The 22,489-nt window shown below is 58.8% G+C and carries 21 protein-coding genes; 6 read left to right on the top strand and 15 right to left on the bottom strand.

What is annotated here, in order from left to right; genetic code table 11:
• Window positions 1-28 precede the first annotated feature (28 nt).
• Together PseAD21_RS16435 and PseAD21_RS16430 are read left to right on the top strand one after the other, a co-directional pair.
• Window positions 29-622, top strand: coding sequence for a phosphoheptose isomerase (locus PseAD21_RS16435; RefSeq protein ID WP_025109297.1), 594 nt, complete (start codon window positions 29-31; stop codon window positions 620-622).
• Complete coding sequence (locus PseAD21_RS16430) at window positions 619-1,197, top strand: BON domain-containing protein (RefSeq protein WP_102356585.1); 579 nt, start codon at window positions 619-621, stop codon at window positions 1,195-1,197. Before PseAD21_RS16435 ends, PseAD21_RS16430 begins: the two co-directional genes overlap by 4 nt.
• Window positions 1,198-1,248: 51 nt before the next feature.
• On the opposite strand, the gene PseAD21_RS16425 is transcribed toward PseAD21_RS16430, so the two are convergent.
• The 7 genes from PseAD21_RS16425 to rplM all read right to left on the bottom strand — a co-directional run bounded on the left by PseAD21_RS16425 (window position 1,249) and on the right by rplM (window position 6,134).
• Window positions 1,249-1,662, bottom strand: coding sequence for a ClpXP protease specificity-enhancing factor (locus PseAD21_RS16425; protein ID WP_003228047.1), 414 nt, complete (start codon window positions 1,660-1,662; stop codon window positions 1,249-1,251).
• A 16-nt stretch (window positions 1,663-1,678) separates the two neighbouring features.
• On the bottom strand, window positions 1,679-2,296 hold the full coding sequence (locus PseAD21_RS16420) for a glutathione S-transferase N-terminal domain-containing protein (protein ID WP_007917025.1): 618 nt from the start codon (window positions 2,294-2,296) through the stop codon (window positions 1,679-1,681).
• A 146-nt stretch (window positions 2,297-2,442) separates the two neighbouring features.
• Window positions 2,443-3,225: a cytochrome c1 gene (locus PseAD21_RS16415; RefSeq protein ID WP_064589123.1), complete on the bottom strand. Its 783-nt coding sequence runs from the start codon at window positions 3,223-3,225 to the stop codon at window positions 2,443-2,445.
• Window positions 3,225-4,436: a cytochrome bc complex cytochrome b subunit gene (locus tag PseAD21_RS16410; protein ID WP_025109300.1), complete on the bottom strand. Its 1,212-nt coding sequence runs from the start codon at window positions 4,434-4,436 to the stop codon at window positions 3,225-3,227. Before PseAD21_RS16410 ends, PseAD21_RS16415 begins: the two co-directional genes overlap by 1 nt.
• Window positions 4,436-5,029 carry a ubiquinol-cytochrome c reductase iron-sulfur subunit gene (petA, locus tag PseAD21_RS16405; RefSeq protein ID WP_003228055.1) on the bottom strand — a complete coding sequence of 198 codons (594 nt, stop codon included), beginning with the start codon at window positions 5,027-5,029 and terminating at the stop codon, window positions 4,436-4,438. Before petA ends, PseAD21_RS16410 begins: the two co-directional genes overlap by 1 nt.
• A 269-nt stretch (window positions 5,030-5,298) precedes the next feature.
• The gene (gene rpsI / locus PseAD21_RS16400; RefSeq protein ID WP_003228056.1) at window positions 5,299-5,691 is read right to left on the bottom strand and encodes a 30S ribosomal protein S9; all 393 of its coding nucleotides are present in this window, start codon (window positions 5,689-5,691) and stop codon (window positions 5,299-5,301) included.
• A 14-nt stretch (window positions 5,692-5,705) separates the two neighbouring features.
• Window positions 5,706-6,134, bottom strand: a complete 429-nt coding sequence (gene rplM, locus PseAD21_RS16395; RefSeq protein ID WP_007917032.1) for a 50S ribosomal protein L13 — start codon at window positions 6,132-6,134, stop codon at window positions 5,706-5,708.
• 245 nt (window positions 6,135-6,379) lie between these two features.
• Here rplM and PseAD21_RS16390 point away from each other — a divergent pair, with 245 nt between their 5' ends.
• Window positions 6,380-7,420: an NADP(H)-dependent aldo-keto reductase gene (locus PseAD21_RS16390; RefSeq protein WP_102356584.1), complete on the top strand. Its 1,041-nt coding sequence runs from the start codon at window positions 6,380-6,382 to the stop codon at window positions 7,418-7,420.
• A 156-nt stretch (window positions 7,421-7,576) separates the two neighbouring features.
• Here PseAD21_RS16390 and PseAD21_RS16380 read toward each other — a convergent pair whose 3' ends face one another.
• Window positions 7,577-8,713: an acyl-CoA dehydrogenase family protein gene (locus PseAD21_RS16380; RefSeq protein WP_102356582.1), complete on the bottom strand. Its 1,137-nt coding sequence runs from the start codon at window positions 8,711-8,713 to the stop codon at window positions 7,577-7,579.
• A gap of 250 nt (window positions 8,714-8,963) precedes the next feature.
• Between PseAD21_RS16380 and PseAD21_RS16375 the strand changes: the two genes are divergently transcribed.
• Entirely contained in the window at window positions 8,964-9,860 is an 897-nt protein-coding gene (locus PseAD21_RS16375) for a GlxA family transcriptional regulator (RefSeq protein ID WP_178082134.1), read from the top strand.
• 199 nt (window positions 9,861-10,059) lie between these two features.
• Here the strand turns inward: PseAD21_RS16375 and zapE are convergent, their stop codons facing one another.
• The 3 genes from zapE to PseAD21_RS16360 form a co-directional block, all read right to left on the bottom strand.
• Window positions 10,060-11,154, bottom strand: coding sequence for a cell division protein ZapE (gene zapE, locus PseAD21_RS16370; RefSeq protein ID WP_102356580.1), 1,095 nt, complete (start codon window positions 11,152-11,154; stop codon window positions 10,060-10,062).
• Between the two features lie 90 nt (window positions 11,155-11,244).
• Window positions 11,245-12,600, bottom strand: a complete 1,356-nt coding sequence (locus tag PseAD21_RS16365; protein WP_102356579.1) for a tryptophan--tRNA ligase — start codon at window positions 12,598-12,600, stop codon at window positions 11,245-11,247.
• 24 nt (window positions 12,601-12,624) lie between these two features.
• Entirely contained in the window at window positions 12,625-13,254 is a 630-nt protein-coding gene (locus PseAD21_RS16360) for an alpha/beta hydrolase (protein WP_102356611.1), read from the bottom strand.
• A gap of 144 nt (window positions 13,255-13,398) precedes the next feature.
• Here PseAD21_RS16360 and PseAD21_RS16355 point away from each other — a divergent pair, with 144 nt between their 5' ends.
• A complete protein-coding gene (locus PseAD21_RS16355) occupies window positions 13,399-13,833 on the top strand; it encodes a YhcB family protein (RefSeq protein WP_064392879.1) in 435 nt (144 codons plus the stop codon).
• Between the two features lie 274 nt (window positions 13,834-14,107).
• On the opposite strand, the gene PseAD21_RS16350 is transcribed toward PseAD21_RS16355, so the two are convergent.
• Together PseAD21_RS16350 and PseAD21_RS16345 are read right to left on the bottom strand one after the other, a co-directional pair.
• Window positions 14,108-14,842, bottom strand: a complete 735-nt coding sequence (locus PseAD21_RS16350; RefSeq protein ID WP_102356578.1) for an OmpA family protein — start codon at window positions 14,840-14,842, stop codon at window positions 14,108-14,110.
• Between the two features lie 116 nt (window positions 14,843-14,958).
• Complete coding sequence (locus PseAD21_RS16345; protein ID WP_102356577.1) at window positions 14,959-15,603, bottom strand: MBL fold metallo-hydrolase; 645 nt, start codon at window positions 15,601-15,603, stop codon at window positions 14,959-14,961.
• Window positions 15,604-15,949: 346 nt separating this feature from the next.
• Here PseAD21_RS16345 and PseAD21_RS16340 point away from each other — a divergent pair, with 346 nt between their 5' ends.
• Complete coding sequence (locus PseAD21_RS16340; protein ID WP_102356576.1) at window positions 15,950-18,121, top strand: M10 family metallopeptidase C-terminal domain-containing protein; 2,172 nt, start codon at window positions 15,950-15,952, stop codon at window positions 18,119-18,121.
• Window positions 18,122-18,217: 96 nt separating this feature from the next.
• Here the strand turns inward: PseAD21_RS16340 and PseAD21_RS16335 are convergent, their stop codons facing one another.
• Both PseAD21_RS16335 and PseAD21_RS16330 read right to left on the bottom strand, forming a co-directional pair.
• On the bottom strand, window positions 18,218-20,950 hold the full coding sequence (locus PseAD21_RS16335) for a LuxR C-terminal-related transcriptional regulator (RefSeq protein ID WP_102356575.1): 2,733 nt from the start codon (window positions 20,948-20,950) through the stop codon (window positions 18,218-18,220).
• 170 nt (window positions 20,951-21,120) lie between these two features.
• Window positions 21,121-22,485, bottom strand: a complete 1,365-nt coding sequence (locus tag PseAD21_RS16330; protein WP_102356574.1) for a DUF1329 domain-containing protein — start codon at window positions 22,483-22,485, stop codon at window positions 21,121-21,123.
• Between the last annotated feature and the right edge of the window lie 4 nt (window positions 22,486-22,489).

The following is a 22,489-nucleotide window of genomic DNA, read 5'->3' as shown; positions in this document are numbered from 1 at the left end:
AACAGCCGCGCCACTTAAGGTCACACAGATGGACATGCAATCCCGAATTCGCCAGCTTTTCCAGGCCAGTATCGACACCAAGCAACAGGCGATGGACGTACTTGCACCGCACATCGAGCAAGCCAGCCAGATCATGGTCAACGCCCTGCTGAACGAAGGCAAAATGCTTTCCTGTGGCAACGGCGGCTCTGCCGGCGACGCCCAGCACTTTTCCTCGGAGCTGCTGAACCGCTTCGAACGCGAACGCCCGAGCCTGCCCGCCATCGCCCTGACCACGGACAGCTCGACGATCACCTCGATCGCCAATGACTACAGCTACAACGAAGTGTTCTCCAAGCAGATCCGCGCACTCGGTCAGCCAGGCGATGTGTTGCTGGCCATTTCGACCAGCGGCAACTCGGCAAACATTATTCAAGCGATCCAGGCCGCACATGATCGCGAAATGGTTGTCGTAGCATTGACTGGCCGCGATGGCGGCGGCATGGCATCGTTGCTGTTGCCTGAAGACGTCGAAATCCGTGTACCGGCCCATGTCACCGCACGTATTCAAGAAGTCCATCTGCTGGCGATCCATTGCCTCTGCGATCTGATCGACAGCCAATTGTTCGGGAGTGAAGAATGACCCCTAATCGCCTTGGCCTTCTGGCCTTGACCCTGTGCCTCGGCATCAGCGGCTGCACTTCGGTGGTGAATGCCAGCCGTGAAGCACCGATTGAAGACGACCGCGGCACCCGAACCTTCGGCAGCAAAATCGACGACTCGCTGATCGAGACCAAAGTCGGCGTCAACGTGGCCAAGGCCGACCCGGCCCTGGACAAGGACTCGCACATCGTCGTCACCAGCTTCAACGGCGTGGTGTTGCTTGCCGGCCAGACGCCGCGCGAAGACCTCAAGGCCAAGGCCGAACAGGCCGCTGCCAACGTCCAGCGCGTGAAGAAGGTGCACAACGAGCTGCAAGTGATCACGCCTTCAAGCTTCCTCGCCCGCCAGAACGACTCCTGGCTGACCACCAAGATCAAGACCCAGATGCTGACCGATGCCAGCATTCCAGGCTCGCGCATCAAAGTCGTGACCGAGAACGGCATCGTCTATCTGCTGGGCCTGCTGACCAAACAGGAAGCCCAACAGGCGACCAACCTGGTGCAAGGCGTTTCCGGCGTGCAAAAGATCGTCAAGCTGTTCGAATACATCGACTGACACCCAACGCGCAGACATAAAAAAGGCGATCCATCCGGATCGCCTTTTTTATTACTTCACCACTTTCAGGCTTGGCCGGCCACTTGGGCGGGGCGGCTCGCTGTCCGGTGGCGGCAAGTCGTCATCCGGCTCGATATCGTCTTCGTCATCCATCGGCGACTCGAGATCGAACACCATGCCCTGACCGTTTTCCCGGGCATAGATACCCAGAATCGCACTGATTGGCACGTACAGACTGTGCGGGACACCACCAAAGCGACCCTCGAAGGTCACCACGTCGTTGTCCATGTGCAAATGCCGAACAGCACTGGGCGAAATGTTCAGGACAATCTGCCCGTCACTGGCGAAACCCTGCGGCACCTGCACCGCCGGGTACTCGGAGTTGACCAGCATGTGCGGGGTGCAATCGTTATCAACAATCCACTCGTAGAGCGCGCGGACCAGATAAGGTCGACTGGAGTTCATAGCGGCTCCTTAAGCCTTAGCGCATATCGCGTTCGACACCAGACAGACTCGCCTGGAAAGCCTCACGCGCAAACGAGCGCTCCATATAATCAAGCAGCGGCTTGGCTGGCCGCGGCAGTTCAATACCCAGAATCGGCAAACGCCAGAGTATTGGCAATAGGCAGCAATCCACCAGACTTTGTTCCTCACTGAGGAAAAACGGCTTGTCGGCAAACAATGGCGACACGCCCGTCAGGCTTTCACGCAATTCCTTGCGCGCCACGACTCGCGCGGCCTCCTTGGACTTGGGATCCAGAATCAGATCCACCAGACCACACCAGTCGCGCTGAATACGATGAATCAGCAAACGGCTGTTGGCACGCGCCACCGGGTAAACCGGCATCAATGGCGGATGCGGGTAACGCTCATCCAGATATTCCATCACCACGGTCGACTCCCACAACGCCAGGTCACGATCGACCAGCGTCGGCAGACTGCCGTAAGGGTTTACCTCAATCAGTTTAGGCGGCTGGCGACCAGCTTCCACATAAATGATCTCGGCGCTGACACCCTTCTCTGCAAGCACAATGCGCACTCGGTGGGAATAGTGGTCGGCGGGGTCGGAGTAACAGGCCAACCGATTGGTCACGCCCATGGCGATCCTCCTCGCTTGTTGAAATTGTCGGAACCGGAAAAACGCGCGCGCCCAGAGGGCGCCTCCCGCAACGCCTGGCTGACCAGACGCTGCGTTATCGGAGGCGCCCTTGGGCGCGCGCGATTAACAGCAATGCTTGAAGCGTATCAGTGCACGTCTTTCCAGTATTCACGCTTGAGCAGGTAGGCGAACACAAAGAAGAACGCCAGGTACAGCAAGACATAAGTACCGATGCGCTGATGTTGCAGCTTAACCGGGTTAGCCGAGTAAGCCAGGAAGGTTACCAGATTCTTGACCTTCTCATCGAACTGCTCTTCGTTCAGAGCACCGGTTTTCGGCACGATGGTCAACTGATCGCACGCTTCATGGGTCAGCGGCGTACCGGTCAGTGGATCATATTGCTTCTTGCCGTCTTCGACGATCTGTACCTGTTTGCAACCAACCACCTGGCGACCTTGCAGACCGACCAGCACGTTAGGCATGCCGACGTTCGGGAAGACCTTGTTATTCACGCCCCATGGACGTGCAGGATCTTCGTAGAACGAGCGCAGATAACCGTAAAGCCAGTCAGTGCCACGTACGCGAGCGACCAGAGTCAGATCCGGCGGCGCAGCGCCGAACCAGGTCTTGGCGTCCGCCGGCTGCATGCCGATGTTCATGTGGTCGCCGATCTTGGCACCGGTGAACACCAGTTTCTCGAGCATCATTTCGTGTGGAATGCCGAGGTCATCGGCAACCCGCTCGTAACGCTGGAACTTGGCACTGTGGCAACCCATGCAATAGTTGGCAAAGGTACGCGCACCATCTTGCAGGGCAGCTTTGTCGGACACATCGATGTCGACTTTTTCCAGCTCTGGGCCACCGTGTTCGGCGGCGAAAGACAGCACAGGCAAAGCAGCAAAAATCAGAGCAAAAAATAACTTTTTCATCAGCCAGTCACCCTTTCCGGAACCGGTTTGGTCTTCTCGAGCCTGGTGTAGAACGGCATCAGAATGAAGTAGGCGAAGTACAGGAAGGTGCAGATCTGCGACACCAGCGTGCGCTCCGGCGTCGGGGCCAGTACGCCCAGAATGCCGAGGATCACGAACGCGATGCAGAACACCACCAGCCAGATTTTGCTCATCCAGCCCTTGTAGCGCATCGATTTGACCGGACTGCGGTCAAGCCATGGCAGCACGAACAGCAAGGCAATCGAGGCGCCCATGGCGATAACGCCCATGAGTTTGTCCGGAATGGCACGCAAGATCGCGTAGAACGGCGTGAAGTACCAGACCGGTGCAATATGCTCAGGCGTCTTGAACGGATTGGCCTGCTCGAAATTTGGTTTTTCGAGGAAGTAGCCGCCCATTTCCGGGAAGAAGAACACGATAAAGCAGAAGATAAACAGGAACACCACCACGCCGACGATGTCTTTCACGGTGTAGTACGGGTGGAAGGCAATGCCGTCCAGCGGAATACCGTTTTCGTCTTTGTGCTTCTTGATGTCGACGCCGTCAGGGTTGTTCGAGCCGACTTCATGCAGCGCCAGAATGTGCAGCACCACCAGACCGAGAATCACGATCGGTAGCGCGACAACGTGCAGGGCGAAGAAGCGGTTCAAGGTGATCCCGGAGATCAGGTAGTCACCACGAATCCACTGGGTCAGGTCGTTACCGATGACCGGAATCGCACCGAACAGCGAGATGATTACCTGGGCACCCCAGTAGGACATCTGGCCCCACGGCAGCAGGTAACCCATGAACGCTTCAGCCATCAGTGCCAGGTAGATCAGCATGCCGAAGACCCACACCAGCTCACGAGGCTTCTGATACGAACCGTAGAGCAGGCCACGGAACATGTGCAGATAGACCACGATGAAGAACGCCGAAGCGCCGGTCGAGTGCAGCAGACGCAGGATCGAGCCGTACTCGACGTCGCGCATGATGTATTCAACGGAGGCAAACGCCTCTTCTGCCGACGGCGTGTAGCTCATCGTCAGCCAGACACCGGTGACGATCTGGTTGACCAGCACCAGCAGCGCCAGGGAGCCGAAGAAGTAGAAGAAGTTGAAGTTTTTTGGAGCGTAATACTTGCTGAGATGGTCTTCCCACATTTTGGTCGCGGGGAAGCGCGCATCAACCCAATCCATGAACTTGCTCATCACGCTTTCTCCGTATCGACGCCAATGACAATCAGGTCATCGGTCTCATAGGAATGCGGGGGAACTGGCAGATTCAAAGGCGCAGGTTGCGACTTGTAGACGCGGCCAGCCAGATCGTAGTGGGAACCGTGGCAAGGGCAGAAATAGCCACCGACCCAGTCTTTACCCAGATCCGCAGGCGCCACTTCGGGACGGAAGGTTGGTGAGCAACCCAGGTGTGTGCAAATGCCGATCAGCAGCAGAATTTCCGGCTTGATCGAACGCACTTCAGGGTCGACATAGGTAGGTTGCGTGGAGTTTTTGGAAGTCGGATCGGAGAGCTGGCCCTCGATCTTCTTGAGATTCCCCAGGATTTCCGCAGTACGGCGGACAATGAACACCGGCTGGCCGCGCCACTCGGCAATCATCTGCTGTCCTGGCTCGATCTTGCTGACATTCACTTTCACCGGTGCACCAGCGGCTTTCGCCTTGGCACTGGGAAACCATGACCCCACGAACGGGACCGCAGCCCCCACCGCTCCTGCAGCACCCACCACGGATGTGGCTGCTACCAAGAAGCGACGCCGGCCTGCATTCACGCCGTCATTGCTCATTCAGTCCTCTCCCATCAGCTTTGTGGCCTGTTAAATCAGGCATCTACTAAATAAATCAATGTTACTTATAAAAATTTTGCCGAGATGGTAATGAAAAGCCCCAATTCTGACAAGGGAATTACCCGGAGCTCCCACCCTCAAGCCTTGTAGTATAGGGGGTCTACGAATGTGGCAAGTTGTCACAGCGCAATTCTTTAATAAATCGCAGGCATAAAAAAACGCCCGGTTCCGTGAGGAATCGGGCGTTCTTTTTTGAACGTGGAAACGAATTAACGCTTCGAGTACTGCGGACGCTTACGCGCTTTACGCAGACCAACTTTCTTACGTTCAACTTCACGGGCGTCGCGGGTAACGAAGCCAGCTTTGCGCAGAGCGCTACGCAGGGTTTCGTCGTAGTCCATCAGAGCGCGAGTGATGCCGTGGCGGATTGCGCCAGCTTGACCACTTACACCACCGCCGATCACGGTGACGTAGATGTCGAATTTCTCGACAGTCTCGGTCAGCTCCAGCGGCTGACGAACTACCATGCGGGCAGTTTCGCGGCCGAAGAAGTTATCCAGCGAACGGTTGTTGATGGAGATATTACCAGTACCCGGACGCAGGAAAACGCGTGCGGTTGCGGTCTTGCGACGGCCAGTGCCGTAATTTTGAGTCGCCGACATAATGTACTATTCCGTTAAAACTTCAGTTCTTGGGGCTGCTGAGCAGTATGTGGGTGTGCAGCGCCCGCATAGACTTTCAGCTTACGGTACATGTCGCGACCCAGTGGGTTTTTAGGCAGCATGCCTTTAACCGCGGTCTCGATCACGCGCTCAGGGGCTTTAGCGATCAGCTTTTCAAAGTTGATCGACTTGATGCCGCCCGGGAAACCGGAGTGGGAGTAGTACATTTTGTCAGTGGTTTTAGCACCGGTAACACGAATCTGCTCAGCGTTGATTACGACGATGTAGTCGCCGGTGTCAACGTGAGGAGTGTACTCAGGCTTGTGCTTGCCACGCAGACGGCTCGCGATTTCGGTGGCCAGACGACCCAGGGTCTGACCAGCAGCGTCGACGACAAACCAGTCGCGCTTTACTGTTTCCGGTTTAGCAGTAAAAGTTTTCATTCTTTATAGCCTCAGGGGCCGCCCTGTAAATTAGACGGCGGATCTTACTGAATAGTGCGTACTTTGACAAGTCAAAGGCAGCCGGATACAGACGCTTTCGGGGGCTCGGGTCGGCGCGTCCGTTCAACGGCAAGATTCTTCGGCGGCGGCGCATCACTTCCACTGCAGAAAGAGGTCGGCAATTATGCAGATTGCGAAAAATATTTCAACCTGCTTTTATGATTGTTTTGCCCAAGGAGCACCCGATGGACTATCGCCAGCTAGGCCGTACCGACCTGAACGTGAGCGCAATCTGCCTCGGCACCATGACCTGGGGCGAGCAAAACACTGAAGCTGAAGCCTTCGCCCAGATCGAACACGCAAAAGAAGCCGGGATCAACTTCATCGACACCGCCGAGATGTACCCGGTGCCGCCAAAAGCCGAAACCTACGCCACTACCGAGCGCTACATCGGCAACTACTTCAAGAGTCGCGGCGACCGCGCCGACTGGATCCTCGCCAGCAAGATCGCCGGCCCAGGCAACACCATCGACTACATCCGCGACAAAAACCTGCGCCACAATCGCCAGCACATCACCGAAGCGGTGGATGCCAGCCTCAAGCGCTTGCAGACCGACTACATCGATCTCTATCAACTGCACTGGCCGGAGCGCAGCACCAACTTTTTCGGACAACTGGGCTACAAACACAAGATCGAAGCCAACCTGACCCCGCTCGAAGACACCCTCGAAGCGCTCGACGAGCAAGTGAAGGCCGGCAAGATCCGCCACATCGGCCTGTCCAACGAAACCCCGTGGGGCACCATGCGCTTCCTCGCCCTGGCCGAGGCCCGTGGCTGGCCGCGTGCGGTGTCGATCCAGAACCCGTACAACCTGCTCAACCGCAGCTTCGAGATCGGTCTGGCGGAGATCGCCATCCGCGAACAATGCGGCCTGCTGGCCTATTCACCACTGGCGTTCGGTTTCCTGTCAGGCAAGTACGAAGGTGGCGCCCGTCCGCCGAAAGGTCGCCTGAGCCTCTACAGCCGCTTCAGCCGCTATTTCAACGCGCAGTCGGAAGCAGCGTGCAGTCGTTACGTTGCACTGGCCCGCGAACACGGTCTGGATCCGGCGCAAATGGCGCTGGCGTTCGTGACCCGGCAACCGTTCGTCACCAGCAACATCATTGGTGCGACGACGCTTGAGCAACTGGACACCAACATTGCCAGTTTCGATCTGAAGCTTTCCGATGAAGTGCTGGAAGGGATCGAGGCTATTCACAAGGATCATCCGAATCCGGCGCCTTGATCGACCGCTAAAAGCTTCGCGAGCAGGCTCGCACCCACAGGTACAGCGATCCATTGTGGGAGCGAGCCTGCTCGCGAAGAGGCCAGTCGGATCGCCTCAACAGCGGAACGCGGAGCGTCCCCGGCGACATTCCCACGCAGAGCGTGGAAACGAAGATCAGAGCGACCGCGCAATGATCTCCTTCATGATTTCATTGGTGCCGGCATAGATCCGCTGCACACGCGCATCCGCCCACGCCCGGGCCACCGGGTATTCCCACATGAATCCGTAGCCGCCGTGCAACTGCACGCACTCGTCGAGCACCTTGCATTGCAGGTCGGTGCCCCAGTATTTAGCCATCGCCGCCGTCGGCACGTCGAGCTTGCCCTGCAGGTGCAGCTCCAGGCAGCGGTCGACGAAGACCCGGCCGATCTGAATCTCGGTGGCCATCTCCGCCAGTTTGAAGCGCGTGTTCTGGAAGTCGGCGATCGCCTTGCCGAACGCCTTGCGATCACGGGTGTAATCAAGCGTCCATTTCAGCGCAGCTTCGGCTGAGGCCAGACCACCGATCGCCACGGTCAGACGCTCCTGCGGCAGTTCCTGCATCAAGTAGGTAAACCCTGCCCCGGCCTGCCCCAAGAGGTTTTCCTTCGGTACGCGCACGTCCTGGAAAAACAATTCCGACGTGTCCTGGGCCTTCATTCCGACCTTCTCCAGACGCTTGCCCTTCTCGAAGCCCGGCGTATTCGCCTCCACCACAAACAGACTGGTGCCCTTGGCGCCGGCCTTCGGATCAGTCTTGGCGACGACGATGACCAGGTCAGCCAGAAAGCCGTTGGTGATGAATGTCTTGGAGCCGTTGATCACGTACTCGTCGCCGTCCAGCACTGCGGTGGTCTTGACCCCTTGCAGGTCGGAGCCGGCGCCCGGCTCGGTCATGGCGATGGCACTGACCATCTCGCCCGAGACCAGTTTCGGCAGGTACTTGTGCTTCAGCGCCTCGCTGCCGTAATGCAGGATATACGGCGCGACGATGTCCGAATGCAGTGAGAAACCGATACCGGTCAACCCGAGACGACCGACCTCCTCGATCACCACCGCGCTGTACAGAAAGTCCGCGCCCAGGCCGCCGTATTCTTCCGGCAGATGCGAGCAGAGCATCCCCGCCTCCCCTGCCTTGTTCCACAGCTTGCGGTCGATGTGGCCCTGTTTCTCCCATTGCGCATGGAACGGCACGGCCTCTTTTTCAAGGAAGGTTCGTACGCTGTCACGGAACAATTCGTGCTCGGAGCTGAACAAGGTTCTGGGGATCATGCGGCACCTTTCTTTCTTGTTGAATGGATATGACCTTCAGAGACTAAGCCCCACCTCCGATACAGGACACTGGACACATCCGACAAAAAATAAGACGATCCAGCCGTCTGGTGACCACTTTCCCTTATAAAAACAAAACAAAAGTTGAATTATGTCCAAGCAAGTCTCCACGCCCTTGCGGCGCGTCAGCATCCTGGCAATCGACCGGGTTTTCGCATCCACTCTCATGCAGGCCAAGGATTTCTTCCATCTGGCCAGTCTGCGTTACGGCAAACAACTGGGCCACGGCCTGACACCGGCGTTCGAAACGCGCCTGGTCAGCCCCGATGGCAAACCGGTAAACAGTTTCAGTGACGTGGTGATGCCGGTGGACGGCGGCCTGGAAAACGCCGATGTCATCGTCCTCCCGGCATTCTGGGACGACTTCGAAACGCTTTGCGGTCGTTATCCACAGATTCTGCCGTGGTTGCGCGAACAACACGCCCGTGGCGCCGTGCTCTGCGGCGAAGCCACCGGAGTGTTCTGGCTGGCCGAGGCCGGGTTGCTCAACGGCAAGGAAGCGACCACCTACTGGCGTTTCTTCAATGCGTTCGCCGAGCGTTTCCCGAAGGTTTACCTCAATCAGGACAAACACCTGACCGACGCCGACAACCTGTATTGCGCCGGCGGCACGACGTCGGCGTGCGATCTCTATATCTACCTGATCGAACGCTTCTGCGGGGCCAACGTGGCGCAAGCCGTGGCCCGCGACATTCTTTATGAAGTGCAGCGCAGCTATTCGCCGGGGCGTATCGGTTTCGGCGGCCAGAAGCTGCATCAGGACGTGATCATCCTGCAGATCCAGCACTGGCTCGAAGAGCACTTCGCAGACAAGTTCCGCTTCGAAGACGTGGCTCGCGAGCATGGCATGAGCATCCGCAACTTCATGCGCCGCTTCCAGACCGCCACCGGCGACAAGCCGCTGCATTACCTGCAACGCCTGCGTATCGAGACCGCCAAAGGCTTGTTGTCCGGCAGCCGCAAGAGCATCAAGACCATCAGTTATGAGGTCGGCTACGACGACGCGAGCTTCTTTGCGCGGCTGTTCCGCCAGCACACTGAATTGTCGCCGAACCAGTATCGGCAGCAGTTTCAGCAGGCAGCTTAACCCCCCCCCGATGATCGTTCCCACGCTCTGCGTGGGAATGCTGCCAATGGACGCTCTGCGTCCGCCCCGGAATGTGACGCAGAGCGTCACGGTATGCATTCCCACGCGGAGCGTGGGAATGATCAGTGTGCGCGGGCCGGTGAATTCGAGATAAAAAAAGGGCCTGTAATTGCAGGCCCTTTTTATTCGCCGAATCTGTTTAAGGCTTGTGTGCCCGGGACAAGAATTCGTGCGATTGCATCTCCAGCAGACGGCTCAGCGTACGCTGGAATTCGAACGTCAGGCGTCCGCCGGTGTACAGGTCTTTCAACTCGACTTCGGCAGAAATGATCAGCTTGACGTTACGGTCGTAGAACTCGTCGACCATGTTGATGAAGCGCCGGGCGATGTCGTCGGTGGTGACACTCATCTGCTCGACGCCGCTGAGCAGCACGGCGTGGAAGATCTTGCCCAGTTCGATGTAGTCGTTCTGGCTGCGTGGGCCGTCGCACAGTTCGCGGAAATCGAACCAGGCCACGTCATCGCAGGTGCGCAAGGCGCGGATTTCGCGGTTCTCGATCATCAGCACATCGTTCTCGACCGCTGCAGTGCACTCTGGCGTCAGCGCACGGAAGCTCTTGCGCAGGCTTTCGTGAGCCGCTTCGTCCAGCGGATAGTGGAACAGCTCCGCCTGTTCGAGGTGACGCAGACGGTAGTCGACGCCGCTGTCGACGTTGACGATTTCGGTGTTCTGCTTGATTAGCGCGATGGCCGGCAAGAAGCGTGCACGCTGCAGGCCGTCCTTGTACAGGCCGTCCGGGACGATGTTCGAGGTCGCGACCAGGGTCACGCCGTTCTTGAACAGTTCTTCCATCAGCGTGCCGAGGATCATCGCGTCGGTGATGTCGGAGACGAAGAATTCATCGAAGCAGATCACCCGCGATTCAGTCGCAAAGCGCTTGGCGATGATGGTCAGCGGGTTTTTCTCGCCGCCAAGGGTTTTCATCTCTTCGTGCACACGCTTCATGAAGCGGTGGAAGTGGGTACGGGTCTTTTCCTTGAACGGCAGCGCTTCGAAGAAGGTGTCGACCAGGTAAGTCTTGCCGCGGCCCACACCGCCCCAGAAATACAGACCCTTGACCGGCGTCTGATCCTTCTTGCCGAACAGCTTGCTCAGCAGGCCCGGCTTGTTCTGGTCAGCGGCGATCAGATCTTCGTACAGGCGCTGCAAATGACGCACAGCAGTTTCCTGCGCGGCGTCGTGAAAGAAGTCCGGGCGTTTCAGATCAGCTTGGTATCGTTCTAGGGGCGTCATAATTCGTTAGCAAGGCAACAAAAACGGGCCGTCACTGTAGCGACGGCCCGTAGGAATGGCAATCAGCCCTTGGTCGGGCCGCGCCGTGGATTAGTCCTGAACCGGGGTCAGCGCAACGCGCAGGGCCTCGATGGCCGCATCACGTGCAGCGGCATCGGCGAAGGCCGGGCTGTCGCCGACGCACTCGCCTTGCAGCCAGACACTGAAGCTCAGGTCTTGATTGCGGATGTCCAGCGCCTGACCGGATTGCAGTTGCTTGGTCACCTGGCCTGCGGTTTTGCCGTCGGCGAAGTTGCGCGACAGCAGCAGTTGCTCGCCATCGGCCGCCAGCAGACGGAAACGGAAGCTGCCGTCGTCTTCGCGGAAGCTGACGAAACGCGCGGCTTTCGCGGCTTTCTTTTTGGTGGTTGCAGCGACTTGCACCTGATTGACGAAAGAACGCAGGCCAACCGCTTCACGCAATTCATTGAGGAACGGCGTCGCCACAGCACGGGCCTTCTTCGCGCCGATTTGCAGGATGTCTTCCAGGTCTGCCGGGCGCTCGATCAACTGGTGATACTTGTCGCGCGCTTCGCCGAGGTCGTTGTCCAGCAGCTGGAACAGACGATTCTTCGCCTCGCCCCAACCCAAGCCACCGAGCAGTTCGCTGCGGAACTCGTCAGCCTGCGCAGGCGTGGCGAACGCCTGGAACAAGGTGAACAGGTGCGAGTTGTCCGGATCTTTCGCTTCGCCCGGCGCTTTGGAGTCGGTGACGATACGGGAGATCGCGTCCTTCATCTCTTTGGCGCTGGAAAACAACGGAATGGTGTTGTCGTAGCTTTTCGACATCTTGCGCCCGTCGAGGCCTGGCAATGTCGCCACGCTTTCCTCGATCAGCGCTTCGGGCATGGTGAAGAACTCTTTGCCCTGGCCGAACAGGTGATTGAAGCGCTGACCGATGTCACGCGCCATTTCCACGTGCTGGATCTGGTCACGACCGACCGGCACCTTGTGTGCGTTGAACATCAGGATGTCCGCCGCCATCAGCACCGGGTAGCTGTAGAGGCCCATGGTGATGCCCGCATCCGGGTCTTCACCGGTCTCGACGTTCTTGTCCACCGAGGCCTTGTAGGCGTGCGCGCGGTTGAGCAGGCCCTTGGCCGCGACGCAAGTCAGCAGCCAGGTCAGCTCAGGGATTTCCGGGATGTCGGACTGACGGTAGAACGTCACGCGGTCGACATCCAGGCCACCGGCCAGCCAGGTCGCGGCGATTTCCAGACGCGAGCGCTGGATGCGCAGCGGGTCATCGCATTTGATCAGGGCGTGGTAGTCGGCCAGGAAGTAGAACGAATCGGCATTGCTGTCGCGGCTGGCAAGGATCGCCGGGCGGATGGCGCCGGCGTAGTTGCCCAGGTGCGGCGTGCCGGTAGTGGTGATGCCGGTGAGGATACGGGTACGGTTCGTCATGGGTAATCGCTTGTCAGACTGCAATCAATTCGAGAGACGCGGCAGGAGCAGATCCTTGAGATCGGTCAGCTTGCCATGAAAAAAGTGTCCGCATTCTGCCACTTTCAGCAGCTCATGGGGGCGATGGAGTTGTTCCGACCAGTCGTAGACCAGTTGCGGATCGATCACTTCGTCGGTTTCCGGCTGGATCACGGTGAGTTCGCCCTGCTGCGGCAGTTGATCCTGATCGCCCAGGCGCATCACCGCCGGCGCGACCATGAACAGGTGCTTGAGCTGCACGCCGTGGGCTTCGAGACGACCGCCGAGACTTGCTGCAACAAATCCGCCAAAGGAGAAACCGAACAGGGTCAGCGGCAGATCCGGGTGTTTCTCGCGCAGCCATGCGGCGGCGGCCTGAGCGTCGTCGACTTCACCGCTGCCCATGTCGTGGGAGCCTTCGCTGGCGCCGACGCCGCGATAGTTGAAGCGCAAGGTAATCAGACCCGCGTCACGTGCGGTGCGCTGCAGGGTCGAGACGACCTTGTTGAGCATGGTGCCGCCCTGCACCGGGTTGGGATGGCAGATCAACGCGACGCCGCGTGGCTGCTCATTATCCAGGTACAGCGCTTCAATCTGGCCGACTGGGCCGGCAATCACTACAGGGGTTTCACGCATCAGCAAGGAAGGAACTCCGTGACCTCGAATCGGGTCGACTCGTCTAGCAAATTGTCTGTGCCAATCTATTGCGAGTGAATCGCGGTATACAGCGCAGGTTCGAGCCGTTAACGTAAAGCAAAGCCGTTTATAGAGGAAGGACTCGTGGAACACTCGCTCTTAGTTTGGTTGTTACCGACTCTTGCCCTGGTTGTGGGTGTCGCCATTGGATTCCTGATCGCTCGCGTCGCACCGAATGCCGCGCCGAGCCGTACGCAGCGTCAACTGGATGATATCCAGGAGCGTTTCGACAGCTATCAGAACGAGGTGGTCACCCACTTCAACAGCACTGCGATGCTGGTCAAGAAGCTGACCCAGAGCTATCAGGAAGTACAGGATCATCTCGCCGAGGGCGCCAACCGCCTGGCCCTGGACGAGCAGACCCGTCAACGCCTGATCGCCGCTTTGCACGCCGATGCCGCACAGGCACCGCGCGAACGCCTGACGCCGCCGCGCGATCAGGAGCCGCCACGCGACTACGCACCGAAAACCCCGAACTCACCGGGCATGCTCGATGAGCACTATGGCTTGAAGAAGTAATCAGCGGTTTGCAGAAGTAGTCAGCCTTCGCTGCAAACAAAAAGCCCCCGGACAGTGATGTGTCCGGGGGCTTTTTTGTGTCCGATGATTTGTGGCTGATTGTTATGCCCCCTTCGCGAGCAAGCTCGATCCCACAGGGTCAGGCGTGGAACACAAATTTTGTGTACACCATCACCACCTGTGGGAGCGAGCTTGCTCGCGAAGGGGCCGGCACGGGCCACACAAAAAAATGCCCGATCACCAGGACCGGGCATTTCTTCATTCAGGCATTCAGTTACGGATACTGCTGAACCGTACCCGGCTGTTGCTGCTGACCACCATACTGCTGACCCGGAATCGCCTTCAGGTTGACTTCAACGCGGCGGTTCTGCGCACGGCCATTGACGTCACCGTTGCTGGCAATCGGGTTATCCGGACCAGCGCCACGGGCCGAGAGGTTGGCACCGCTGACACCTTGCGAAGTCAGGTAGGTTGCCACGCTCTGCGCACGACGCTGGGACAGGTCCATGTTGTGCTGGCGGGCGCCGGTGCTGTCGGTGTAACCGACGATTTCGATCTGGTTCTGATTGAACTCTTTCAGCGAATTCGCCAGGTTGTTCAGTGGCTGATAGAAGCTTGGCGCGATGTTCGCCGAATCGGTGGCGAAGGTGATGTTGCCCGGCATGATCAGTTTGATCTGATCGCCCTGACGCTGCACTTCAACCCCGGTGTTGGCCATGCTGGCGCGCAGTTTTTTCTCTTGCTGGTCGGCGTAGTAACCGTAACCGGCGGCCGAAGCACCCACCACCGCCGCGCCGATCAAGGCACCCTTGCCACGGTTGTTGTGGTCGATGGCAGCACCCGCCAGGGCACCGGCCAAAGCGCCGAGACCGCCGTACTTGGCGGTTTTGCTCATGCCTTGCGAGCCACCGTCGGCCTGCCCCTGATTGTCATACGGGTTAGGTGAGGCGCAGCCGGCCAACATGGCCACAGCGGTAGCAACAATAATCAAACGAGGCGTGGTGAACATGAAGAGCTCCTGGTTTTTTCGCATTCTGTGTGGCAGCGGCCCTAGGCAATAGACCTTTGCGGGCGTTGGATCATGACAATGCCGAAAAATTCCGCCGCACACTCGTGACAAAATGTTTAGGCGCGCACGAACGGGTTTTCGCGCATTTCATCCCCAAGACGCGTGTCCGGGCCATGCCCGGTGATCACTGTTGCGTCTTCGTCCAGGGTGTACAGCCGCTGCTTGATCGATCGCACGATGGTCGCCTGATCGCCGCCCCACAAATCCGTGCGTCCTACGCCGCGACGAAACAGCGTGTCGCCGGCAATCAACAGCTTAGCCTCGGAAAACCAAAAACTCATGGAACCGGGTGTATGTCCCGGCGTATGCAGCGCCACACCGCAGCCGCAGGCCAGTTCTTCATCGTCGCTCAACCAGCGATCCGGCGACGGCACCGGGGTGTAAGGCACGCCGAACATCTGGCATTGCATCTCGAGGTTGTCCCACAGGAATTGATCCTCTTTGTGCAGATGCAGGGTCGCCCCCGTCTTTTCTTTCATCTGCCCGGAGGCGAGGAAGTGATCGAGATGCGCGTGGGTGTGGATGATGCTGACGACTTTCAGGCCGTGGGCATCGAGGCGCGCCATGATCAGGTCGGGATTGCCGCCCGGGTCGACGACGATGGCTTTTTTGCTGATCGGGTCGCCGATGATCGTGCAGTTGCACTGGAGCGGGCCGACGGGGAAGGTCTCGCGAATGAGCGCAGGGCTGGGAGCAGTCATGGGAAATCCTGGACGAACGGTAGTGGGGCTTGTTTCAGAATTCTACTTCAAAAGCCGATACAGATCGCCCGGTCAGTAATTTGACGCCACCAATCAGAAAAATAGTGGCCCAATGATGTCAAACAGTCTGGTTCTGGTGCAAAATCGCATTTTTTTGTAGCGGTCGCATTCAGGAAGGGCCGCAGCGCACTCAGGAAATCCACGCATGCCTACGCCCTTGACGTACTCCTTCACGTTTCCCGCTTCACTGACTGGCAACGCGCTCGTCGACAGCCTTATTGCCGGTAAATTCTGGCTCGGATCCGACTGAAATCCGTTCGGGGCGACCAACCTCAGCTATAGCTTCATGGCTCCGGGGACTTCGTATTTCGCCACCAATTACAGCCCCAAGAATGAATACAACGCACTGTATGAACTGACGACCGCGCAGAAGACTTCGATTATCGGGGCCCTGGGGGCGTGGAGCGCCGTTGCCAACATCAATTTCACCCTCACCAGCGATAACCTGGGCACTGTGGGTGATCTGCGCTTCGGCGGCTATCGATTGATGGACAACAAAACGGCGGCTTGGGCTTACTTTCCTGACAACCTGCCCGCTGCGGGCGATGTATGGGTCGGGATGGCTACCGATGATCCGAATCCGGTCAAGGGCACCTACGATTACCTGACGTTTGTGCATGAAATCGGACATGCCCTGGGCCTCAAGCATCCTTTCGATACAAGTGCAGCCAACAAACAATTGCTCGATCCGTCGTTTGATGACGTTCACTTCACCGTGATGAGTTACAACAGCAACTACTCCTATCAGCCAACGACGCCAATGGTGCTGGACATCATTGCGATGCAAAGCCTGTATGGCGCCAACATGCTTTGGCAAACCGGCGACAACGTGTACAAATGGGATGCCAACCAGTCCGTCTTCGAGACGATCTGGGATGCAGGTGGCAATGACACCATTGATGGCAGCAACCAGCTCGCAGCCGTCAACATCAATTTGAATGAGGGCGCCTACAGTCAGATCGGCAAAGCCTTCACCGACCTCACCAACAACACCTTGGTCAATGACGGACTCGGGATCGCGATTGGTGCCAAGATCGAGAACGCCATTGGCTCGGCTTTCAACGACAAGCTGACCGGCAACGATCTGAATAATACCCTCAACGGTATGGCCGGGGCCGACACCATGATCGGCGGTGCCGGCAACGACACCTACTACGTCGACAACATCGGTGACGTGGTTGTCGAGACCGGCACCTCGCTGACCGAAATCGACAGGGTCTTCGCCTCCATCGACTACACCCTCGGCGCCAATGTCGAGAACGTGCTGCTCACCGGCACTGCCAACCTCAACGGGACCGGCAACGAGCTGAACAACCGCATGACCGGTAACGCCGGCAACAACATCCTCGATGGCAAGGCCGGGGCCGACACCATGATCGGCGGTGCCGGCGACGATACCTATATCGTCGACAACGCTGGTGACATCGTCACCGAACTGAGCGGTGAAGGCCATGATCTGGTCAAGTCCTCGGTCAGCTACACCTTGTCTGCCAATGTCGAGGACGGCCAACTGTTTGGCAGCGGCGTACTTGATCTGACCGGCAACGACCTGAATAACGTGCTCACCGGTACTGACGGGGTCAATACCCTCAATGGCGGCCTGGGCGCCGATACCATGATCGGTGGCGCCGGCAACGACACCTACTACGTCGACAACATCGGTGACGTGGTTGTCGAGACCGGCACCTCACTGACCGAAATCGACCGGGTCTTCGCCTCCATCGACTACACCCTCGGCGCCAATGTCGAGAACGTACTGCTCATCGGCACTGCCAACCTCAACGGTACCGGCAACGAGCTGAACAACCGCATGACCGGCAACGATGGCAACAACACCCTCGATGGCGGCTTGGGCGCCGATACCATGATCGGCGGTCTGGGCAACGACACCTACATCGTCGACAACGCCGGCGACACGGTCATCGAAACCAGCACTCTGGCCAGTGAAATAGATACCGTACGGTCGTCGGTGAACTGGACTCTGGGTGACAACCTGGAAAATCTCGAACTGACAGGCAGCAGCAACCTCAACGGTACCGGTAACGCCCTGAACAACAAATTGACTGGCAATGACGGCAACAACCTGCTCAACGGCGGAGCCGGCAATGACATTCTCATCGGCGGTCTGGGCACCGATACGCTGACGGGTGGTTCAGGTGCTGACACCTTCGTGTTCAACGCGTGGAACGAAACCGGTACTGGCAATCTGCGCGACGTCATCACTGACTTCAACAGCGCACAGGGCGACAAAATCGACCTGACGAAATTTGATGCCAACCTGCTGGATGCTGGTTTCAACGGTTTCTCTTTCATCGGTGCAGCCGATTTCACCGGCGCAGGCCAACTGCGCTTCGTCGACCACGTGCTGTCAGGCAACGTCAGCGGCAACACCGGTGCCGACTTCGAGATCCAGCTGGTGGGTGTGAACAGCTTCAGCGCCAACGATCTGGTGGCCTGATACAACCGCTATCCGACCTGCTCGCAGGTCGGATAGCCAACAAAAACGCCCCGACTGCTCGGGGCGTTTTTGTTGGCGTCGATCAAGTTCGCGGCGCTAGGTCAAAACGCCCAGCGCCTTCGCTCGCGCCACCGCCTGCGTACGCCGCTCCACCCCCAACTTGCTGTTGATGTGGCTGGCATGAGTTTTTACCGTATGCAACGAAATGAACAATTGCTCGCTGATTTCCTGATTCGAACAGCCCTGGGCAATCAAACGCAGTACCGCCAGCTCGCGACTGCTGAGTTGTTCGGCAGCCGCGGACTCAATGACCGGCCGTGCCGGCACCTGCGGAAAATGCGCCAGTAACTGCTGTCCTGCCAACGCCGGTGAGGCGTGCAATTGGCTGCGCAACCAGTCCGGATGTTCTCTGATCAGTGCGTCAAACGGCTGCATCACGCCACCAGCCGCCGCTTCCAGCGCTTGACTCAACGCCTTGCGCGCCTCCGGTTCGCGGCCAGTGCCCAGCAACAAGGCGACCTTCTGCGCCAGCGCCATCACACACAGCAACTGTCGACCGGTTTGCTGACCGTTTTCCAACAGCACATTCAACCGCCCTTCGGCGAGCATCGGTTGCCCTTGAACCACATCAAGCAACGCTTGCTGCAGCTCGACGTGCAACGGCAGCTGTGGATGAAATTCCGGTGGCGCCGCTGCGCGTTCGCCGGTGTAGGTCTGGCCCAGTCGTGCCAGCCAGGCCTCGGCCAGATCGATTCGGCCTTGCGCCAGCCACAGTTCGCATTTGACCAGGGTAATCATCGCCAGGTAATAGATCGGCGGCACGTCCCAGATATGCATCAGGCGCTCAGCTTCGGCGAGCTCGGCAAAAGCCTTGGCAAACTCGCCTGAACTTCCGTCCAGACGAGCGATCACGCAGTGGCCGATCAACACGCTGATATCGCGACAGGCGCGCGCTTCAGCCAGCCCGGTCAGCAATCGAGCACGGGCTGCCTGTGGCTGCAGGCGCATGGACAACAGAAAACCTTCGTATAGGGTCAGCCGCGCACGCACCGCGTACAGACGTTGCGCCGACAGCCCGCGCAGACGATCGAGGCCCTGATGCACCTCATCCAGTGCGCGCAGAATTTCCCCGCGCGACTGCAATACCCGCGCCCGGTCGTAATGCGCCAGGGCCTCGAACAACGGGTTGCCGACGCGTTGCGCCAGCTCAAGGGACTCTCGATTCAAGCCCCGGGCACGCCACAGGTCGCCGTCGGCAATCGCCAGATTGGATAACGTCGACAGGCACATCAGCCGTTGCCCGTAACGCTTGACCGGCAGGCTTTCCAGCGCCTCGCTGCAATAGCGCTGGGTCAGCTCACGATGCCCGCGCCCACGGGCGATGATCCCGCTGAGCGCCAGCCACTGCGCGAGCATCGACTTCTGCGCGGAAGCCGAGGGTGCCGGCAGAAAGCGGCTCAGATGACTGGATAACTCTTCGGCAGCATCAAGCTGACAGGCGAGCCCCAACGCCCAGCTGTACAGCACGATCAACCGAGGCGTACTGATCAGCAGGCTGTCGGGCAAGTCCATTTTCCAGCGCAGCAGCATGCCGACATTCTGTTCGGCGAGCAGTTGCTCCTCGGACAGGTTCTGCACCAAGTTGGCCGCGACATCCAGATGACCGGCGCGCAAGGCCTGCTCTACCGCTTCATCCAGCAAGCCTTGAGCATTGAACCAGCGGCAGGCGCGCAGGTGTAAGGTCGCCGCCGGCACCAGAGTCTGGGTGACGGGTCGGCTGCGCAGCAAATCGGAAAACAGATGGTGGTAGCGATACCAGTGACCGTGTTCGTCCAACGGCACCAGAAATACCTGATGCGCCAACAAAAACCGGAGAATTTCGGCGCTGTCGTGGGCTTCGCGCACCGCATCGCACAGCTCGCTGCAGAATCGCTCTTGAGGCGCGGTGTCGTAGAGAAACGCCTGCACCTCGGCGGGCAGACAATCAATGACTTCTTCCAGCAGGTAATCGCGGATCAGCCCTTCCCCGCCGTTCAGTGCGGGTGGCAACGCAGCCTCGCTGCCGGCCTCGGAGACCGCGAGCAACCAGAAACGCAGCCCGGCGACCCAGCCCTCGCTGCGCTGGATCAGGTTCTCCAGGGCTTCGCCACGCAATGAGCTGCTGTGCCGGTCGAGCAGCGCCAGCGCTTCATCATGGGTCAGACGCAGATCCTGTTCATGCAGCTCGAGCAACTGGCGCGACAAGCGCAGACGCGCCAGATGCCAGTCCGGGCGCTGACGACTGGTGACCATGACCAGCAAGCCATTGGGCAAGTGATTGAGGAAAAACTGCAGGCAACGGTCGAGCACCGGCCCTTGGGCGAGATGGTAATCGTCGAGCACCAGCAACAGCGGCGCCGTGGGTTGCAGTTGCAGCGCCAGCTCATCGAGCAAGCCGTCGAGCCATTCTTCGAAGGCAAATGGCTGATGGCGCTGGCGCATTTTCAACAGCCCGAGCGCGCGGCTGCCCAGGTCCGGATAGTAATCCTGCAGCCCTTCCAGCAATCGCTCGAGAAACCGCCCCGGGTCGTTGTCTCGCGGGCTCAGGCCCAACCAGAGACTTTGCCAGTGCGCCGGCAGGCTCTGACAGAACTCCACCGCCAGCGAACTCTTGCCGAAACCTGCAGGGGCGCAGACCAGCAACAGACGTCCACCGAGGCCGGCGCTCAGGCGCTCGCACAGACGCGGTCGCAATACGTATCCGTCGGGCAACGGCGGGCGAAAAAAACGCCCGTCCAGTGTCGCGACGGCAACGCTTGCAGGACCCGGAAGCGGGGACAGATCAGTCATGGCCGGCTCTTGTTTGAATGGCTGTTGGCGGCGTGGCAGATGTCCGCAGACTAGCCTTAAACGGCGTGCATATGAAGTTGTTGCTACAAATGGCTACAAAATCGCTACGCAAAAAAAACGCCCCGAACCAGTCGGGGCGTTTTTTCGAGGATGCGGCCTCGGGTCAAAGCTTAGCGGATACCGTCCTGGCCCAGGTTGCCCGGCTGGAATTCGCTTTTGGTGGCAGAGAAGCCGAAGTCATACGCCGATTTCTCTTCGTTCTTCATGCCCAGTGCCAGGTAGCGGCCCGATTGCAGGTCATACAGGGCTTCCAGCGCGTACCACGGAACCTGCTTGTCGTAGTAGTCCTCGGCATGCGCCTCGGCCACACGCCACAGCTGACCGCGACCGTCGTAATGGTCGATGACCGCTGCCTGCCAGGTGTCTTCGTCGATGTAGAAGTCACGTTTGGCGTAGATGTGACGCTGACCCGGTTTCAGGGTTGCCACCACGTGCCAGACGCGACGCAGCTCGTAGCGGGTCAGGTCCTGGTTGATATGGCCGGCCTTGATGATGTCGGTGTACTTGAGGGTCGGCGAATCGATCTTGTAGCTGTTGGAGGCAATGTAGATTTCTTTCTTGCCTTCAAGCTTCCAGTCATAGCGATCCGGCGCACCGTTGTACATGTCGAGGTTGTCGGAGGTACGCAAACCGTCCGCGGCAGTACCCGGACCGTCATAGGACACTTGCGGTGCCTGGCGCACGCGACGCTGACCGGTCGCGTAGACCCACGCCTTGCGCGGCTCCTTCACCTGGTCGAGGGTTTCGTGCACCAGCAGCACGGTACCGGCCAGGCGGGCCGGCGCGGTCACTTTCTGCTTGAAGTAGAACAGGATGTTGCCCGGGTTGGCCGGATCGTAGTCCTTCATCTTGTCGCGGAACACGAACTGGTCCTGGAAATACACCAGGCTGAACGAGCCGTTGGTTTGCGGGGTCGCCTGGGTCACCAGACGGGTCACGCTGCCCCCGCGATAGCGGGTGATGTGGTTCCAGATCACTTCCAGACCGCTTTTCGGAATCGGGAACGGCACAGCCGTGTCGAAGTTTTCCAGACCGTTGCCGCCAGCGACCAGATTGGTGGTGGTGGCGTTTTTCTTGATGGCGGCGAACACGCCATCCGGCACGGTCGAACCGCGATGGGACGGGTAGACCGGCATTTTGAAAGTGTCCGGATAACGCTTGAACATCGCGTACTGGCCCGGAGCGAGCTTGTCCTTGTACTGGTCGACGTTTTGAGCGGTGATGGTGAACAGTGGTTTTTCACTGCCGAACGGATCGGACAGGAAGCCCTTGCTGTCGACCGTGCCGGCATTTTTCGGCAGCGGTTTCCAGGCCGGGATCGAGCCGTCGGCGTTACCGGCCATTTCGGCGCCCATCGGGGTCAGGCTCTTGCCCAGCTTGTCGGCTTCGGCGGCGGGAACGGCCGCCATGACGCTGGTCGCCAGCAACGACAATCCCAGAACACCGGCGTGGAACAGACTCTTTGTTATTTTCATATGT

The organism is Pseudomonas sp. AD21, from assembly GCF_002878485.1.
Classification (GTDB): Bacteria; Pseudomonadota; Gammaproteobacteria; order Pseudomonadales; family Pseudomonadaceae; genus Aquipseudomonas.
Note: the sequence above shows the minus strand (reverse complement) of the source record. Positions and strands in the feature narration are given on the sequence as shown.

Coding starts and splice junctions, on each gene's coding strand:
- PseAD21_RS16335 (WP_102356575.1), bottom strand. CDS start 20,950: ATGACTGATCTGTCCCCGCTTCCGGGTCCTGCAAGCGTTGCCGTCGCG.
- PseAD21_RS16360 (WP_102356611.1), bottom strand. CDS start 13,254: ATGCGTGAAACCCCTGTAGTGATTGCCGGCCCAGTCGGCCAGATTGAA.
- petA (WP_003228055.1), bottom strand. CDS start 5,029: ATGAGCAATGACGGCGTGAATGCAGGCCGGCGTCGCTTCTTGGTAGCA.
- rpsI (WP_003228056.1), bottom strand. CDS start 5,691: ATGTCGGCGACTCAAAATTACGGCACTGGCCGTCGCAAGACCGCAACC.
- PseAD21_RS16330 (WP_102356574.1), bottom strand. CDS start 22,485: ATGAAAATAACAAAGAGTCTGTTCCACGCCGGTGTTCTGGGATTGTCG.
- PseAD21_RS16410 (WP_025109300.1), bottom strand. CDS start 4,436: ATGAGCAAGTTCATGGATTGGGTTGATGCGCGCTTCCCCGCGACCAAA.
- PseAD21_RS16425 (WP_003228047.1), bottom strand. CDS start 1,662: ATGAACTCCAGTCGACCTTATCTGGTCCGCGCGCTCTACGAGTGGATT.
- PseAD21_RS16350 (WP_102356578.1), bottom strand. CDS start 14,842: ATGTTCACCACGCCTCGTTTGATTATTGTTGCTACCGCTGTGGCCATG.
- PseAD21_RS16345 (WP_102356577.1), bottom strand. CDS start 15,603: ATGACTGCTCCCAGCCCTGCGCTCATTCGCGAGACCTTCCCCGTCGGC.
- PseAD21_RS16435 (WP_025109297.1), top strand. CDS start 29: ATGGACATGCAATCCCGAATTCGCCAGCTTTTCCAGGCCAGTATCGAC.
- PseAD21_RS16340 (WP_102356576.1), top strand. CDS start 15,950: ATGGCTCCGGGGACTTCGTATTTCGCCACCAATTACAGCCCCAAGAAT.
- rplM (WP_007917032.1), bottom strand. CDS start 6,134: ATGAAAACTTTTACTGCTAAACCGGAAACAGTAAAGCGCGACTGGTTT.
- PseAD21_RS16415 (WP_064589123.1), bottom strand. CDS start 3,225: ATGAAAAAGTTATTTTTTGCTCTGATTTTTGCTGCTTTGCCTGTGCTG.
- PseAD21_RS16365 (WP_102356579.1), bottom strand. CDS start 12,600: ATGACGAACCGTACCCGTATCCTCACCGGCATCACCACTACCGGCACG.
- zapE (WP_102356580.1), bottom strand. CDS start 11,154: ATGACGCCCCTAGAACGATACCAAGCTGATCTGAAACGCCCGGACTTC.
- PseAD21_RS16430 (WP_102356585.1), top strand. CDS start 619: ATGACCCCTAATCGCCTTGGCCTTCTGGCCTTGACCCTGTGCCTCGGC.
- PseAD21_RS16390 (WP_102356584.1), top strand. CDS start 6,380: ATGGACTATCGCCAGCTAGGCCGTACCGACCTGAACGTGAGCGCAATC.
- PseAD21_RS16380 (WP_102356582.1), bottom strand. CDS start 8,713: ATGATCCCCAGAACCTTGTTCAGCTCCGAGCACGAATTGTTCCGTGAC.
- PseAD21_RS16420 (WP_007917025.1), bottom strand. CDS start 2,296: ATGGGCGTGACCAATCGGTTGGCCTGTTACTCCGACCCCGCCGACCAC.